This window comes from Pseudomonas sp. B34(2017), assembly GCF_002112915.1.
GTDB classification, from domain to species: Bacteria; Pseudomonadota; Gammaproteobacteria; order Pseudomonadales; family Pseudomonadaceae; genus Aquipseudomonas; species Aquipseudomonas pharyngis.
In genome coordinates this window covers 1-14,229 of sequence record NZ_NEJA01000006.1, presented here as the reverse complement: position 1 = coordinate 14,229, position 14,229 = coordinate 1, and the positions used below count along the sequence as shown (strand labels likewise).

The window sequence follows — 14,229 nt, the reverse complement described above, 5'->3', positions numbered from 1 at the left end:
CGGAATTGTGGTCATTTATGGAACAGTCGAAGGTGCGCAAAGTCGGTCTGGGAATCGCGTTGACGCTGGTGGCCGGGTTGGTGTTCTACACGGTGCAGGCGCCGGCCGAAGCACCGCAATACCTGACCGCCACGGTCGAACGCGCTGACATTGAAAACGCAGTGCTGGCCACCGGTTTGCTGGAGGGCATCAAGCAGGTGGACGTCGGCGCCCAGGTTTCGGGGCAGTTGAAGTCGCTGAAGGTCAAGGTCGGCGACAAGGTCAAGAAGGGCCAGTGGCTGGCGGAAATCGATCCGTTGGTGCTGCAGAACACCCTGCGTCAGGCACAGGTCGATGAGGAGAATCTGCAAGCCCAGCGCCGGGCGACGCAGGCTCAGCTGCGCCAGACCAAGGCCATCTACGAGCGCTATCAGAATCTGCAGGAAGACGCCTCGATCTCGCGGCAGGATTTCGAAACCGCGCAATCGAACTACGAAGTGCAGCAGGCCAATCTGTTGTCGCTGGACGCGCAGATCAAGAGTGCGCATATCCAGATCGACACGGCCAAGGTCAATCTGGCCTACACGCGGATCGTCGCGCCCATCGACGGCGATGTGGTGGGCATCGTGACCCAGGAAGGCCAGACCGTGATCGCCAATCAGCTGGCACCGATCCTGCTCAAACTGGCGGACCTGGACACCATGACCGTAAAGGCTCAGGTGTCGGAGGCCGATGTCATCCACATTGCACCGGGGCAGGAGGTGTACTTCACCATTCTTGGTGAGGACAAACGTTATTACGGCAAACTGCGCGGCACTGAGCCTGCGCCGCAGAACTTCCTCGAAACCCCGCCCGCCGGCACGCCGAAGCAGAACACTGCGGTGTTCTATAACGCGCTGTTCGAGGTGCCGAATCCCGATCACCGTTTGCGTATTTCCATGACCGCTCAGGTGCGGGTGGTGCTCGACACCGCCAAATCGGTGCTGACGATTCCGGTCGCCGCGCTGGGCCCACGCAACAGCGATGGCAGCTTCCCGGTGCGGGTGCTGGACGCCAAGGGCCAGGCGCAGTCGCGCAATGTGCAGACCGGGATCAACAACAACGTCAAGGTGCAGGTCAACGAAGGCCTGGCCGAAGGCGACCGGGTGGTGATCGGTGATCCGGTGACGAAAGTGGCAGGGGCATGAGCATGAGCGAACCTCTGCTGCAACTGACCGGCATCAGCCGCAGCTTCACGGCTGGCGATCGCGAATTCCTCGCGCTGAAGAACATCAACCTGACGATCAATGCCGGGGAAATGGTGGCGATCATCGGCGCCTCGGGCTCCGGCAAATCGACCCTGATGAACATCCTCGGCTGCCTCGATTACGCCACGGCCGGCAGCTACAGGATCAACGGCCGGGAAACCCGCGATCTGGACAGTCAGGCGCTGGCCGAACTGCGTCGCGACTATTTCGGCTTCATCTTCCAGCGCTACCACTTGCTGCCGCACTTGAGCGCGATGCACAACGTCGAGATGCCGGCAATCTACGCCGGCACGCCGGAACCACAGCGTCATGCGCGAGCCCGTGAATTGTTGGCGCGCCTTGGGCTGGAAGGGCACCTGACCCATCGTCCGAGTCAACTCTCGGGCGGTCAGCAGCAGCGGGTCAGTATCGCCCGGGCACTGATGAACGGCGGCGAAGTGATCCTCGCGGACGAGCCGACCGGCGCCCTCGACACCACCAGTGGCAAGGAGGTGATGCGCATCCTGCTGGAGTTGCACGCGGCCGGGCACACGGTGATTCTGGTGACCCATGACCCCAAGGTCGCGGCCAATGCCGAGCGCATCATTGAGGTCAGTGACGGCGAAATCCTTAGCGACCGTCGCAACGAGCGCGACAGCACGGCATTGAGCAATGAGGACGCGGTCCCCAAATCCACGGGGGCGCGGCGTCTGGTGGCCAGCCTCGGGTTGTTCAAGGAGGCCTTCAACATGGCCTGGGTCGCGCTGATTTCCCATCGGATGCGCACACTGCTGACCATGCTCGGGATCGTCATCGGCATCACCTCGGTGGTGTCGATTTCGGCCATCGGCGAAGGAGCCAAGCGCTATGTGCTCAAGGACATTCAGGCCATCGGCAGCAACACCATCGATATCTATTCCGGCACCAGTTTCGGCGACAGCCGTTCGGCGGCCATCGAAACCCTGGTGCCGGCGGATGTAACGGCGCTCAACCAGCTGTACTACGTCGACAGCGCCACGCCGGTGGTCGGGCGCAATCTGTTGCTGCGCTATCGCAACATCGACCTCGATGCCCAGGTCAACGGCGTCAGCGATCTGTACTTCCAGGTGCGCGGAATCAAGATGGAGTCGGGCATTGCGTTCAGCGAAAACGATGCCCGACGCCAGGCGCAGGTGGTGGTGATCGATCACAACACCCGCCAACGGTTGTTCGGCGAGGGGGTTGATCCGCTGGGACAGGTGATCCTGATCGGCAACCTGCCGTGCACCGTGATCGGTGTGGCGGCAGAAAAGAAGAACATCTTCTCGTCGAGCAAGTCGCTCAATGTCTGGGTGCCTTACGAAACCGCAGCCGGTCGACTGTTGGGCCAGCGCTACCTGGACAGCATCAGCGTGCGGATCAAGGACGGCCAACCGAGCAAGGTCGTGGAGGACAACGTCAACAAGCTGATGCTGCAGCGCCACGGCACCAAGGATTTCTTCACCAACAACCTCGACAGTGTCATGCAGACGGTGCAGAAAACCAGCCGCTCACTGGCGCTATTGCTATCGCTGATTGCAGTGATTTCGCTGGTGGTCGGCGGCATCGGGGTGATGAACATCATGCTGGTGTCGGTCACCGAACGGACCCGCGAGATCGGTATCCGAATGGCGGTCGGGGCGCGGCAGTCGGACATTCGTCAGCAGTTTCTGGTGGAGGCGGTGATGGTCTGTCTGCTGGGCGGGGCGATTGGAATCTCGTTGAGTTACGCCATCGGCCACCTGTTTTCGCTGTTCATCAAGGAATGGGAAATGGTGTTCTCGTTGAGCTCGGTGTTGACGGCGGTGATCTGCTCGACGCTGATCGGCATCGTGTTCGGCTTTGTGCCGGCGCGCAATGCATCGCGGCTCGACCCGATCGAGGCGTTGGCGCGGGACTGAGGGCCGGACATGAAAAAAACCGCCGTCCCTGGCAGGACGGCGGTTTTTTTCCGGCGTGTGATCGATCAGGCCGCGTTGGACGGGTCGCAGGCGGCCGGGCAGTCCTCAGGCGAATACATCCAGCGCATCAGCGAATGGCGGCCGCTGATTCCCAGTTTGATGGCAGCACGTTTGAGGTAGCTCTCGACGGTATTGACCTTCAGTTGCAATTGCTCGGCCAGTTCAGGCGCGGTGCGCCCGGCCAGCAGACCGACGCACACTTCCAGTTCACGGTTGGACAGGCTCAGGCCCAGTTGCTGCACGCGCTCGCAAAAACGCAGGCGCAGGGTTTCAAGGCCTTGAAGCGAGGCTTCGGTCGCTGCGGCTTGCGCCTCGGGATCCGCACTCGCCGGTTGCAGCGCGTGGATGTGCTTTTCCACCATCGGCAGCAACACCGGGGAGATGTCCTGCAACAGACTGCGCTCGCGCGCGGAGAAGCGCTTCGACGGTCCGCAGCGGTACACGGAAATCACATAACGGTAACCGTCCTTGCGCCGGGTCAGGTGCAACTGCGAAGCATCGGTGACCGTGGAGGGTTCGGGGGCGGGCACGTCACTGTTGCCGGGATCGGTGCTCAGTTCGGAATACACCGTCTCGGCCGTCAGGGTTGCCTCTTTGGGGCATTCCGGCTCGGTGCGCGGTTGCGTACGTGCGACCGGCTCCACGCGCATCTGCCGGATGTGTGTGGCATCCACGGCCAGTTGGGTGAGGATCAGGTCGTGCAGCATCCGCGGAAAATGCCGGCTGCCGGTGCTGGCGATGACTTTGCCGATGTGAGGGAACAGGTGTGAGTTCATGTGTTTCATCCATGAGTAGCAATGGGGGAATTGCGCTTTCCCGAGTCTCCGGCGGATATCCTTGGCCGGCGACCTCAAATCGGGAAATTTGGATCCTATCCTAGTACAACGTTTGAGCGACCGTTTAATGAAGGGGTTATTAGCTCATAACGAACATTGAGTGCCGCAACCGCATTGCCTTCCACTCGTCGCATGTATCGAACGACGCAGAACCGAACCGGCTCTACCCGATGTCATCTTCGCGAGGCATTCGATATGTTTGATCAACGCAAAAAAGAGTCCCTGTCGGCCTGGCGCAATCTGGCAACACAGTCCCGGGAGCAGCTCGACCCACAGGATCAATATGATGAGTTGCTCAAGGGGGCCGACGAGATGCTGGAGCAGGGACTTATCAACGCTTCCGAGTGGCGACAGTTGGTGCGCGATGCAGGCCACATCTTTATCCGTCACGAAGACTTGTCTGCGCCACCGCTTGAAGGGTAGCAGGCACTCCGGACATTCAGCGGCAATGCGCGTCCACCAGTTCGATCCAGTGCCTGACGGGCGTGCGGCCGGCGCCATCGAGGTGTGCCTGACAGCCGATGTTGGCGGTGGCGATGATCTCGGGATGACCACTCTCCAGCGCAGCGAGTTTGTTGTCGCGCAGTGACCTGGCCAGCGCCGGTTGGGTGATCGAGTAAGTACCTGCCGAGCCGCAGCACAGATGAGCGTCGGGGACGGCAGTCAGGTCGAAGCCCATTCGGACCAGCACCGACTCCACCACACCGCCAAGTTTCTGCGCGTGCTGCAAAGTGCAGGGGCAATGGAAAGCCACACGTTGATTGGCGTGAATGCCTAAGGATTCGAGCGGCTCTTCGCGCAGCACCTCAACCAGATCTTTTGCCAGCGCGCTGACGGCTTTGGCCTTTTCGGCATAAGTTGGATCGGCGCGAAGCAAATTCCCGTAATCCTTGATGAACGCACCACAACCGCTGGCGGTCTGCACGATCGCCTCGGCACCCTGTTCGATGGCCGGCCACCACGCATCAATGTTGTGGCGGGCGCGCTCAAGGCCGGTGGCCTGGGCGTCAAGGTGATAATCCACCGCGCCGCAACAGCCAGCCTCGCGGGCAGGAATCACGCTGATGCCCAGACGATCCAGCACCCGCGCCGCTGCGGCATTGGTGTTGGGTGACAGGCCCGGTTGCACGCAACCCTCCAGCATCAGCACTTGCCGGGCATGGCGGATGCCGGGAACTGATGCAGGCATTACCGCGTTGTGTGGCAGCTTGTCTTGCAAGGCGTCGGGCAACCATCTGCGCAACATCTGACCGCCGTTGATCAACCCTTTGAACAACCGTGGATTGGGCACGATATTTCGCAGCCCTTCACGTAACAGGCGCTGCCCGAGCGGACGCGGGACGGCGGCGTCCACCACCGCCCGGCCGATGTCGAGCAGGTTGTGATAGTCCACGCCGGAAGGGCAGGTGGTTTCACAGTTGCGGCATGACAGGCAGCGATCCAGATGTTGCTGGGTTTTCGCCGTGACTTCGTTGCCCTCAAGCACTTGCTTGATCAAGTAAATGCGTCCGCGCGGGCCGTCCAGTTCATCGCCGAGCAATTGATAAGTCGGACAGGTCGCATTGCAGAATCCGCAATGAACGCACGTGCGCAGGATGCTTTCGGCCTCTTCGGCGCGGGGCAGTTGCCGGGCTTGCGGGCTGAGGGTGGTCTGCATGGCTCAAAGCTCCGCGTACAGACGCCCGGGATTGAAAATGCCCCGGGGGTCGAGTTGTCGTTTGAGTTGGCGGTGATAGTGCAGCAGGGCGGGCGCCAGAGGATGGAACGGCTCGTCGATCAGACCGTGGCTATAACAGGTCGCATGCCCGCCGACTTCGTCGACCACTTTGCGAATGACCGCAGCTTCGGCCGTCGATTTGAGCCAGCGTTGCGCGCCGCCCCAGTCGAGCCACTGCTGGCCGGGCAGGTTCAGCGGCGGCGTGTTCAGCGGCACGGACAGGCGCCAGAGCGGTTGGTCTTCGTCGAAGAAGCCCAGGCGTTGTTCGTTGAGATCGGCCCAGAACGAACTGTTGAGCGGCTCGCCGCCAAGGCGATCATGGGCGGCCGCCACCGAACCTTCGCCACCCTCCAGGCGCAAGTGCAATTGCCGGCCATCGTGACACGCGGCGCTGATCGGCAACGGCTGCTGGCCCCATTCGGCCAGACGCAGCAACGCCTGTTCGCTGGGCATTTCCAGACTGAGGCTCAGGCACGCTCGCGGTTTGGGCAGCACCTTGAGCGAGACTTCGGTGATCACGCCCAGTGAGCCATAACTGCCGGTCATCAGGCGCGACACGTCATAACCGGCGACGTTCTTCATGACTTCGCCGCCGAAGCGCAGGTGTTTGCCATGACCGGTGATGATTCGCGTGCCCAGCACGAAATCGCGCACCGATCCCGACCAGGGCCTACGCGGCCCGGACAGGCCCGTGGCGACCATGCCGCCGACCGTGGCATCGTCGGCGAAGGCGGGTGGTTCGCACGCCAGCATCTGTTCCGAAGCGTCCAGCACGGCCAGCAGTTCCACTAGTGGAGTGCCGCAGCGTGCGGTGATCACCAGTTCGGTCGGGTCGTAGCTGACGATGCCGCGATGGGCGCGAGTGTCGAGAATCTCGCCACCGACGATGCGCCCGAGAAACGCCTTGCTGTTGGCGCCCTGGATGCGCAGCGGGGTAGCGTTTTCCAGTGCCCGGTTGACCTGTTCGAGCAGCGCGGCGCTGTCATCGAAATCCATCGCGTCGCCCATCAGAACCGCTCCAGTTCGGGGAAGGGCAGTTGCCCGTGGTGTACGTGCAGGGCGCCGAATTCGGCGCAGCGGTGCAGGGTCGGAATGTTTTTGCCGGGGTTGAGCAGGCCGCCGGGATCGAACGCGGCTTTGACGGCGTGGAACAGGGTCAGCTCATCGCTGTTGAACTGCGCGCACATCTGGTTGATTTTTTCCCGGCCCACGCCGTGTTCTCCGGTGATGCTGCCGCCGACCTTGACGCACAGTTCGAGGATCTTGCCACCCAGCGCTTCGGCACGCTCCAGCTCGCCGGGCAGGTTGGCGTCGAACAGAATCAGTGGATGCATGTTGCCGTCGCCGGCATGGAATACGTTGGCGACTCGCAGGCCGTATTCGGCTGAAAGCTGTGCAATCGCATGCAGTACGCCAGGCAACTCGCGGCGCGGGATGGTGCCGTCCATGCAGTAATAGTCCGGCGACAACCGGCCCACGGCAGGGAAGGCATTCTTGCGCCCGGCCCAGAATCGCACGCGCTCGGCCTCGTCTCGGGCCTGGCGCAGTTCGGTGGCGCCGGCGTGTTCGAGCACTTGCCGGACCCGCGCGCAATCATCGTGGACATCGGCTTCAACGCCATCGAGTTCACAAAGCAGAATGGCCTCGGCATCCACCGGATAACCGGCGTGGATGAAGTCTTCGGCAGCGCGGATCGCCAGGTTGTCCATCATTTCCAGGCCACCGGGAATGATGCCGGCCGCGATGATATCCGCCACGGCGCGGCCGGCCCTTTCCACGGAGTCGAACGCCGCCAGCAGCACTTTGGCCGTCTGCGGTTTGGGCAAGAGTTTGACCGTGACTTCGGTGATGACCCCGAGCAGGCCTTCGGAACCGGTGAACAGCGCCAACAGGTCGAAACCGGGGGAATCCAGTGCGTCCGAACCCAGCGTCAGGCGTTCGCCATCGACGGTGAGGATCTCGACCTTGAGCAGGTTGTGCACGGTCAAGCCGTACTTGAGGCAATGCACACCACCGGCGTTTTCCGCCACGTTGCCGCCGATCGAGCAGGCGATTTGCGAGGAAGGGTCAGGTGCGTAATACAGCCCGAACGGCGCGGCGGCCTGGGAAATCGCCAGGTTGCGCACACCGGGTTGCACCCGTGCAGTGCGGGCCTTTGGGTCGATCTGCAGGATGTTGTTGAAGCGCGCCATCACCAGCAGCACGCCTTTTTCCAGCGGCAAAGCACCGCCAGACAAACCGGTCCCCGCGCCCCTGGCCACCACCGGCACCCGTCGTTCATGGCAGATCTGCAACACGCCCTGAACTTCATCGATATGCCGTGGCAGTACCACCAGCAGCGGCGTGGTGCGGTAGGCCGAGAGGCCATCGCACTCGTACGGTTTCAGTTCCTCGCGCTGATGCAGCACGTCCAGGTCTGGCCATTGGTGCTGCAGGGCTTGCAGAAGCGCGACTTTGTCGACGTCGGGCAAGGCGCCGTCGACCTGTTCGTCGTAGAGAATGTTCATGATCGGTGGGCGACCCTCCGTTGTCGTTATTCGAGGTCGGTGCCGGTTTCCATCATTGGGCCGCTGACACCGAGAAGTAAAGCGTAGCGTCCGGTAGTTCGTTGTCCCGCGTGCTCCTGTAATATGCCGCCACTTCACCCCAATGAGCATGGAATGCACTCTCACTCGATTCTGGCCTTTACCCAGGTTGCCGCGATTGCCATTGCCAGCCCTGGACCCGAGCCGCTTAGCCTGCGCTGTCCCGTTGGGCCATCCGGGTGGTGAGACCGGTTCATCGGCTTCGGGGCTGCGATTCTGACGATGCGTCAGCAGGTGCGTAGCTCACAGAGGTACGACTGAAATCAATCAATCATTTCAAGGAAGCATTGCGTGGCACTCAGGGTTTTAGTGGTCGGCGGTTACGGGAATTTCGGCAGCATTGTCAGTCGGCATTTGATTGCGATGCCGGACATCACGCTAGTGATCTCCGGTCGCGACCCTCAGAAACTGATGCGCAAAGTCGACGAGCTGAAAACCCTGTCGGGCGTCGTCTGCGAGAGTTGGTGCGGCAATGCGATGGGGGACGGGCTTGAAGCGGTTCTGAAATCGATGAACATTCAACTGGTCATCCACACCGGGGGCCCGTTTCAAGGGCAATCCTATGCGGTCGCCGAGCGCTGCATAGACGCGGGTGTGCATTATTGCGACTTGTCCGACTGCCGAACGTTCGTCAACGGCATCGGAGCCCTCGATGCCCGCGCGAAACAGACTGGCGTGGCAATTCTCAGCGGTTGCAGTTCGGTGCCGACACTTTCATCGGCACTTATCGATGAGCATCAGTATCGCTTCTCTCGTATCGATTCGATCGAACATGGCATTTCCTCATCGGCGAAAATGCCGGGCCTTTCGACGGTTGAAGGTGTTCTGGCCTACGCCGGCAAGCCGATCAGGCAGCTCAGGAATGGCCAGGTTCATGAGGTGGCAGGCTGGCTCGACCTGACGTTGCGCAAGATGCCTCACCTGGGCGTTCGGGTGCTGGCGAATGTCGACGTGCCGGACATGGACATTTTTGCCAGCCGCTATGGTGCCCGAACCTTGAGTTTCAAGGCGGGTGCGGGCCTTAAGCTGGGTGGAGTGGCCAACGGCCTGTTCGCCCTGGCCCGCAGGTTTGGTGCGTTTCGTGATCATGTTCCCTGGGCGGCGCGGCTTCATCGTTGGGGCACCTGGTTCGAGCGATTCGGTGATGGCAAAAGCGCGATGTACATCGACGTGAAGGGGCTCGGCATCGACGGCAATCCGCTGGCCATGACGGTCCAGCTCACCGCCCGCAATGACAAGGGGCCGGAGATCCCGAGCTGCGCAGCCGTTGCCCTGGCTGCGAAAATCGCCCGGGGATATCGGCCCGAGGCTGGCGCGCGTCCTTGCGTGGGCGTGATCACTGTCGACGAATACATGGCAGCCATCAACGATCCGCAGAATCTGAGCCTGTCGATGCATTTCTCTGATGGGCAGAACTGACCGTGCTCTATCTGTGCCTCAAATACATTCACATCGTCGCCGCGGTTTTCCTGTTCGGATTCGGCATGGGCTCGTACCTCTACCTGATCGCCGCTAGCCGTACAGCCAACCCTTTGGTGATAGCGCACGTGTCGAGAATGGTCGTACGGTTCGACGCCTGGATCACCACGCCGGCGGGCTTTATCCAGATCGTGACGGGTTACGGGTTGACCAGGCTTGCCGGACTGCCTCTGACCACGGAATGGGTACTGACCTCCTTGGTCATTTTCCTGTGCGTCGGGTCGCTCTGGTTACCGGTATTGGTGCTTCAGAAGCGTTTGTACATGATGGCGTCGAGCGCAGTCGAAACGGGGGGCGGGCTTGCCGATGAGTACCGTTGCGTGTACCGAAAATGGTTCTGGATGGGGGTTGCCGGTTTTCTGGGGATGTTCGTGATCGTGCTGCTGATGGTGACGAAGATGACGCCGGGACAGTGGGCTGACTTGTTGGTGTAGCGAACGCAACGCCCGATACAGACTTCGCACCGGACGTTGCGTCGTATCAGGTGAAGTTCAATCGAGATCGCTTGCTTGATGCCGTTCTGGAACCTGGCTCGCTTCATCGCCCCACGTCCGGTTGACGCGCTGGCCGCGAATAACCGCAGGTCGTTCGGCAATCTCTTGCGCCCAGCGCTGCACGTGGGTGTATTCATGGGCGCTCAGAAACTCGGCGGCGGAGTACACATTGTTGCGCACCAGTTGTCCGTACCACGGCCAGACCGCTATGTCGGCGATGGTGTAGTCGTTGCCGGCAAGGTAAGGGCTTTCGCTCAGGCGGCGATCGAGTACATCCAGCTGACGCTTGGCTTCCATGGTGAATCGATTGATCGGGTATTCGAGTTTTTCCGGCGCATACGCATAGAAATGCCCGAAGCCACCGCCCAGATACGGCGCAGCACCCATTTGCCAGAACAGCCAGTTCAGGGTTTCGGTGCGACCCGCCGGATCGGAGGGCAGGAAGGCGCCGAATTTCTCCGCCAGATACAACAGGATCGAGCCAGATTCGAACACGCGAATGGCCGGCTCCACGCTGCGGTCCAATAGAGCCGGAATTTTCGAGTTGGGGTTGATCTCGACAAAACCGCTGGAGAACTGGTCTCCTTCGTTGATGCGGATCAGCCAGGCATCGTATTCAGCGTCGGTGTAGCCAAGCGCCAGTAATTCCTCGAGCAGAATGGTCACCTTCACACCATTGGGCGTGGCCAGCGAGTAGAGCTGCAGCGGGTGCTTGCCGATCGGCAGCGTTTTTTCATGCGTCGGCCCGGCAATCGGGCGATTGATATTGGCGAATTGGCCGCCGGAAGGCGCGCTGTGTTTCCAGACCTTGGGTGGCACGTAAGACGTATTGCTCATGAAACGGACCTCATCGGTTAATGGCCGGAATGTTGTGAGCCCGAATGGGAACAGCGGGCTCATGACGAACAGCACACCACACAACGGCGTTTGAATGCCACCGGCGGGCGGATGAAAATTCGCGGGACTCGAGCGTGATATCAACCCAAAGAAAAGCCCGGCAGATGCCGGGCTTTCTGGGTTTCGGGAGCATCACGCCGCCACGTTGCCGGCCATCATTTCCTTTTTGTAGCTGGCTTTCATCGCTTCCATTTGTTCGCCCAGTTCATCGAGCTTCGCTTTGCCGAGGAGTTTTTTTGCCTGCGGAAACATCTCGGTTTCTTCCTCTTCGATGTGATGCTCCAGAAGCTCCTTGACCACTTTGACCCGGCCAGCGAACTCGGGCGTCCCCGGATCAGTCAGTTTGAGGTCTGGCAGCACCAGCGAATCCACGGTGCGGTGCTCTTCCTTGGCTTCGAAGTACATGATGTCCTGTTCCTTGGTGCCGGCTTCCTTGAAGGCCGGATAAAGGATTTCCTCTTCGAGTCGGGTGTGGATCGAGATCTCCATTTCCAGTTTGCCCAGTAGCTCGACACGTTTTTTCAGGGCCCGGTCCGTCGATTCGCTGAGTTGACTCAGGATCCCTTTGACTTTCTCGTGGTCGGCTTTCAGAAGGTCGATCGCGTTCATGTTGGTTGCCTCTGCTATTCAGGGTTAGAACACAGTCCGATGTCTCTCGGCGCCGTGGATTCCCGAAGAACAACGCATTTGCCATGCCAGTCGTGCGTCCCGGCCAAAGGCGTCTGGATCAGGGGTTGTGCGGTAGCAGGGTTGAGGGGGTTCGTGCAGCCTGCATGAACGACGTGCAATCGGCATTGCAGAACACGACCCGAAGGGTTGCAGGCGCGGCTTTCCGGATCAGAAGACAGAAGGCACGAAAGCCATCACGACGGATGTTGTTTGCCGGTGCTGGCGCTGTGGCAAGTACTTTTGCGCAATTGTGCCGGACTCACGCCAAGTCGTTGTTTGAAGGCACTTGTCAGGTGCGCCTGGGAATTGAATCCACAGGCCAGGGCGACCTGCGACAAGGCCGTTTTCCCGTCGCATATCATCGCCCGAGCCCTGGCCAGGCGCCGGTCGATCAAATAGCTATGGGGGCTTTTGCCCGTGGCTTGTTTGAAGGCGCGAGTGAAATAGCCTTCGGACAATTCGAGCAGGTGTGCCATCGACAGTACATCGAGCGGGCCACTGAGACCTGCGTCAATGAACTCATCCAGCCGTCGCATTCGGCTGTCGGTGATCGAGCCGCGGTGCACTGGCACGTCCTGAACGGCGGCGCGCTCAGCCAGCGCAAGCGCCCAGGTTTCCCAGTCATCGTCCCATTTGGGCTGCAACAGCGCGCTGCGCATTCGCTGGGCGAGGAGAATGGCCTGCGGGTCGGTGCGGTTGTTGAATGGCCGATCTCCGGCCAACGCATCCCCTTTGGTGCGGATGACCCGCAGGTATTCACCGCCCATGGGGGACTCGGACAACACATCACAGCCGACCGGGACGAACGCCAGGCCATTGGGCATCGCGTCGAAGGGACGTACCCGGTCAGTACCGATGGCATGCAGGCCGCGTTGGCTGTCGAAGGCAAAGCCAATCGCTGACTGGGTCGCCACGTAGCGAGCCGAGTAGGCTGCGCCGGGCAGCAATTCGATCGTCCACGAACCTGCCTCGATGCGACGGACCGGTTCCGCAAGGGGGGTGATGTGCTGACGGTTTCGATGACTCATGATCGTCATAGTAGTGAAGGGATGGCATAAAAGTCAGGTTCGTTTTTTGAAAGCCGACGCGACGCCTGCGTGCCTAGACTGGGGCAAAGCCAAGGAGACGCTCATGCATACACTCAGTCGCGATGACCTCGAACACGCTGCTCGCCAGGTTTACCAGGTGATGCCAGCTACCGCCCAGTATCGCTGGCCTCTGCTGGCCGAGCGATTGGGATGCACCGTTTGGGTCAAGCACGAAAACCACACGCCGACCGGTGCCTTCAAGGTGCGCGGCGGCATTACCTTCATGAACTGGCTGCGCCGTGAGTACCCGAGCGTCAAAGGCATCGTTTCTGCGACGCGTGGCAATCATGGCCAAAGTCTTGCACTGGCAGCCAGTGCCGTGGGGCTGAGGGCATTGATCGTTGTGCCACAGGGCAACTCGCAGGAAAAGAACAACGCCATGCGCGGGTTCGGCGGTGAGGTGGTCGAGTACGGGCGTGACTTCGATGAAGCTCGCGAAGAGGCTGCTCGCCTGGCGCAGGAACATGACTTGTACCTGGTGCCGCCATTTCATGCCGAACTGGTCAAGGGCGTTGCGACGTATGCGCTTGAGCTGTTCAGTGCAGCGCCAGAGCTGGACACCGTCTATGTACCCATCGGCTGTGGTTCGGGAATCTGCGGTGTGATTGCTGCCCGGGATGTGTTGGGCCTGAGTACCGAGGTAGTAGGGGTGGTGTCGACGGAAGCAATGGCCGCCAAACTGTCTTTCGAAGCGAAAACGATCTGTGAAACCGCGTCGGCCAACACTTTTGCCGACGGCCTTGCCGTGCGCAGGCCTGTTGCCGAGGCGTTCGACATTTATAGGAAGGGGGCAGCGCGGATCGTCTCGGTAAGCGAAGATGAAATCGCCGAGGCCATGCGCGTGTATTACACCGATACCCATAACCTTGCTGAAGGGGCGGGCGCGTCCGCGTTGGCGGCCTTGATGCAGGAGCATGAAAGGCGGGAGGGGAAAACGGTCGGTGTGATTCTATCCGGGGGAAATGTTGATCGAGCGATCTATGCGGGGGTGATTGGATGATTGCTACCTTATATAGCCGGTACGGGGGGTAGTTTTCGCAAACGCGACCTGGCCTGTTGAGTATGGAAAAGAATTTTCACACGGGGGTTGACCACCTGTTTTGATCCTGTATTATTCGCCTCCCGCTAGCGAGCAACTTGAGTTGCTTCTAGCGCAAGTGATTGAATTCAAATGAAAATAGTCACTTGACAGCAAATGAGGCTGCTGTAGAATGCGCGCCTCGGTTGAGACGAAAGATCTTAACCAACCGCTCTTTAACAACTGAATCAAGCAATTCGTG

General features: G+C 60.5%; 13 protein-coding genes and 1 pseudogene. 7 read left to right on the top strand and 7 right to left on the bottom strand.

Annotated elements, in window-relative coordinates; translation table 11 throughout:
• Positions 1–17: 17 nt before the first annotated feature.
• A complete protein-coding gene (macA, locus tag CAF80_RS19450; protein WP_074687877.1) occupies positions 18–1,166 on the top strand; it encodes a macrolide transporter subunit MacA in 1,149 nt (382 codons plus the stop codon).
• Between the two features lie 2 nt (positions 1,167–1,168).
• Positions 1,169–3,124 carry a MacB family efflux pump subunit gene (locus CAF80_RS19445; RefSeq protein ID WP_085667792.1) on the top strand — a complete coding sequence of 652 codons (1,956 nt, stop codon included), beginning with the start codon at positions 1,169–1,171 and terminating at the stop codon, positions 3,122–3,124.
• Between the two features lie 65 nt (positions 3,125–3,189).
• Here the strand turns inward: CAF80_RS19445 and CAF80_RS19440 are convergent, their stop codons facing one another.
• The gene (locus tag CAF80_RS19440; RefSeq protein WP_074687879.1) at positions 3,190–3,960 is read right to left on the bottom strand and encodes a helix-turn-helix transcriptional regulator; all 771 of its coding nucleotides are present in this window, start codon (positions 3,958–3,960) and stop codon (positions 3,190–3,192) included.
• Positions 3,961–4,215: 255 nt separating this feature from the next.
• Here CAF80_RS19440 and CAF80_RS19435 point away from each other — a divergent pair, with 255 nt between their 5' ends.
• Positions 4,216–4,443 (top strand): hypothetical protein, encoded by a 228-nt coding sequence (locus CAF80_RS19435; RefSeq protein WP_052266591.1) that lies wholly within the window; start codon positions 4,216–4,218, stop codon positions 4,441–4,443.
• 16 nt (positions 4,444–4,459) lie between these two features.
• On the opposite strand, the gene glcF is transcribed toward CAF80_RS19435, so the two are convergent.
• From glcF to glcD, 3 genes are read right to left on the bottom strand one after another with little or no spacing between them, the layout of a single operon-like run.
• Positions 4,460–5,677 (bottom strand): glycolate oxidase subunit GlcF, encoded by a 1,218-nt coding sequence (gene glcF, locus CAF80_RS19430; RefSeq protein ID WP_085667791.1) that lies wholly within the window; start codon positions 5,675–5,677, stop codon positions 4,460–4,462.
• Between the two features lie 3 nt (positions 5,678–5,680).
• A complete protein-coding gene (glcE, locus tag CAF80_RS19425; RefSeq protein ID WP_085667790.1) occupies positions 5,681–6,745 on the bottom strand; it encodes a glycolate oxidase subunit GlcE in 1,065 nt (354 codons plus the stop codon).
• The gene (gene glcD / locus CAF80_RS19420; RefSeq protein WP_039770759.1) at positions 6,745–8,244 is read right to left on the bottom strand and encodes a glycolate oxidase subunit GlcD; all 1,500 of its coding nucleotides are present in this window, start codon (positions 8,242–8,244) and stop codon (positions 6,745–6,747) included. Before glcD ends, glcE begins: the two co-directional genes overlap by 1 nt.
• Before the next feature lie 153 nt (positions 8,245–8,397).
• Here glcD and CAF80_RS29265 point away from each other — a divergent pair.
• From CAF80_RS29265 to CAF80_RS19410, 3 genes and pseudogenes are all read left to right on the top strand, one after another.
• Positions 8,398–8,472 (top strand): annotated as a pseudogene (locus CAF80_RS29265) (LysE family translocator); the annotation flags it as partial.
• 141 nt (positions 8,473–8,613) lie between these two features.
• On the top strand, positions 8,614–9,741 hold the full coding sequence (locus CAF80_RS19415; protein WP_085667789.1) for a saccharopine dehydrogenase family protein: 1,128 nt from the start codon (positions 8,614–8,616) through the stop codon (positions 9,739–9,741).
• A 2-nt stretch (positions 9,742–9,743) separates the two neighbouring features.
• The gene (locus CAF80_RS19410) at positions 9,744–10,235 is read left to right on the top strand and encodes a DUF2269 domain-containing protein (RefSeq protein ID WP_085667788.1); all 492 of its coding nucleotides are present in this window, start codon (positions 9,744–9,746) and stop codon (positions 10,233–10,235) included.
• A gap of 57 nt (positions 10,236–10,292) precedes the next feature.
• Here the strand turns inward: CAF80_RS19410 and yghU are convergent, their stop codons facing one another.
• From yghU to CAF80_RS19395, 3 genes are all read right to left on the bottom strand, one after another.
• Complete coding sequence (gene yghU / locus CAF80_RS19405) at positions 10,293–11,132, bottom strand: glutathione-dependent disulfide-bond oxidoreductase (protein ID WP_085667787.1); 840 nt, start codon at positions 11,130–11,132, stop codon at positions 10,293–10,295.
• A gap of 192 nt (positions 11,133–11,324) precedes the next feature.
• Complete coding sequence (locus tag CAF80_RS19400; RefSeq protein ID WP_039770748.1) at positions 11,325–11,801, bottom strand: hemerythrin domain-containing protein; 477 nt, start codon at positions 11,799–11,801, stop codon at positions 11,325–11,327.
• Positions 11,802–12,055: 254 nt separating this feature from the next.
• Entirely contained in the window at positions 12,056–12,898 is an 843-nt protein-coding gene (locus CAF80_RS19395) for an AraC family transcriptional regulator (RefSeq protein WP_074687883.1), read from the bottom strand.
• Positions 12,899–12,992: 94 nt separating this feature from the next.
• Here CAF80_RS19395 and CAF80_RS19390 point away from each other — a divergent pair, with 94 nt between their 5' ends.
• Complete coding sequence (locus CAF80_RS19390; protein ID WP_074687884.1) at positions 12,993–13,949, top strand: threonine dehydratase; 957 nt, start codon at positions 12,993–12,995, stop codon at positions 13,947–13,949.
• The last annotated feature ends 280 nt before the right edge of the window (positions 13,950–14,229 follow it).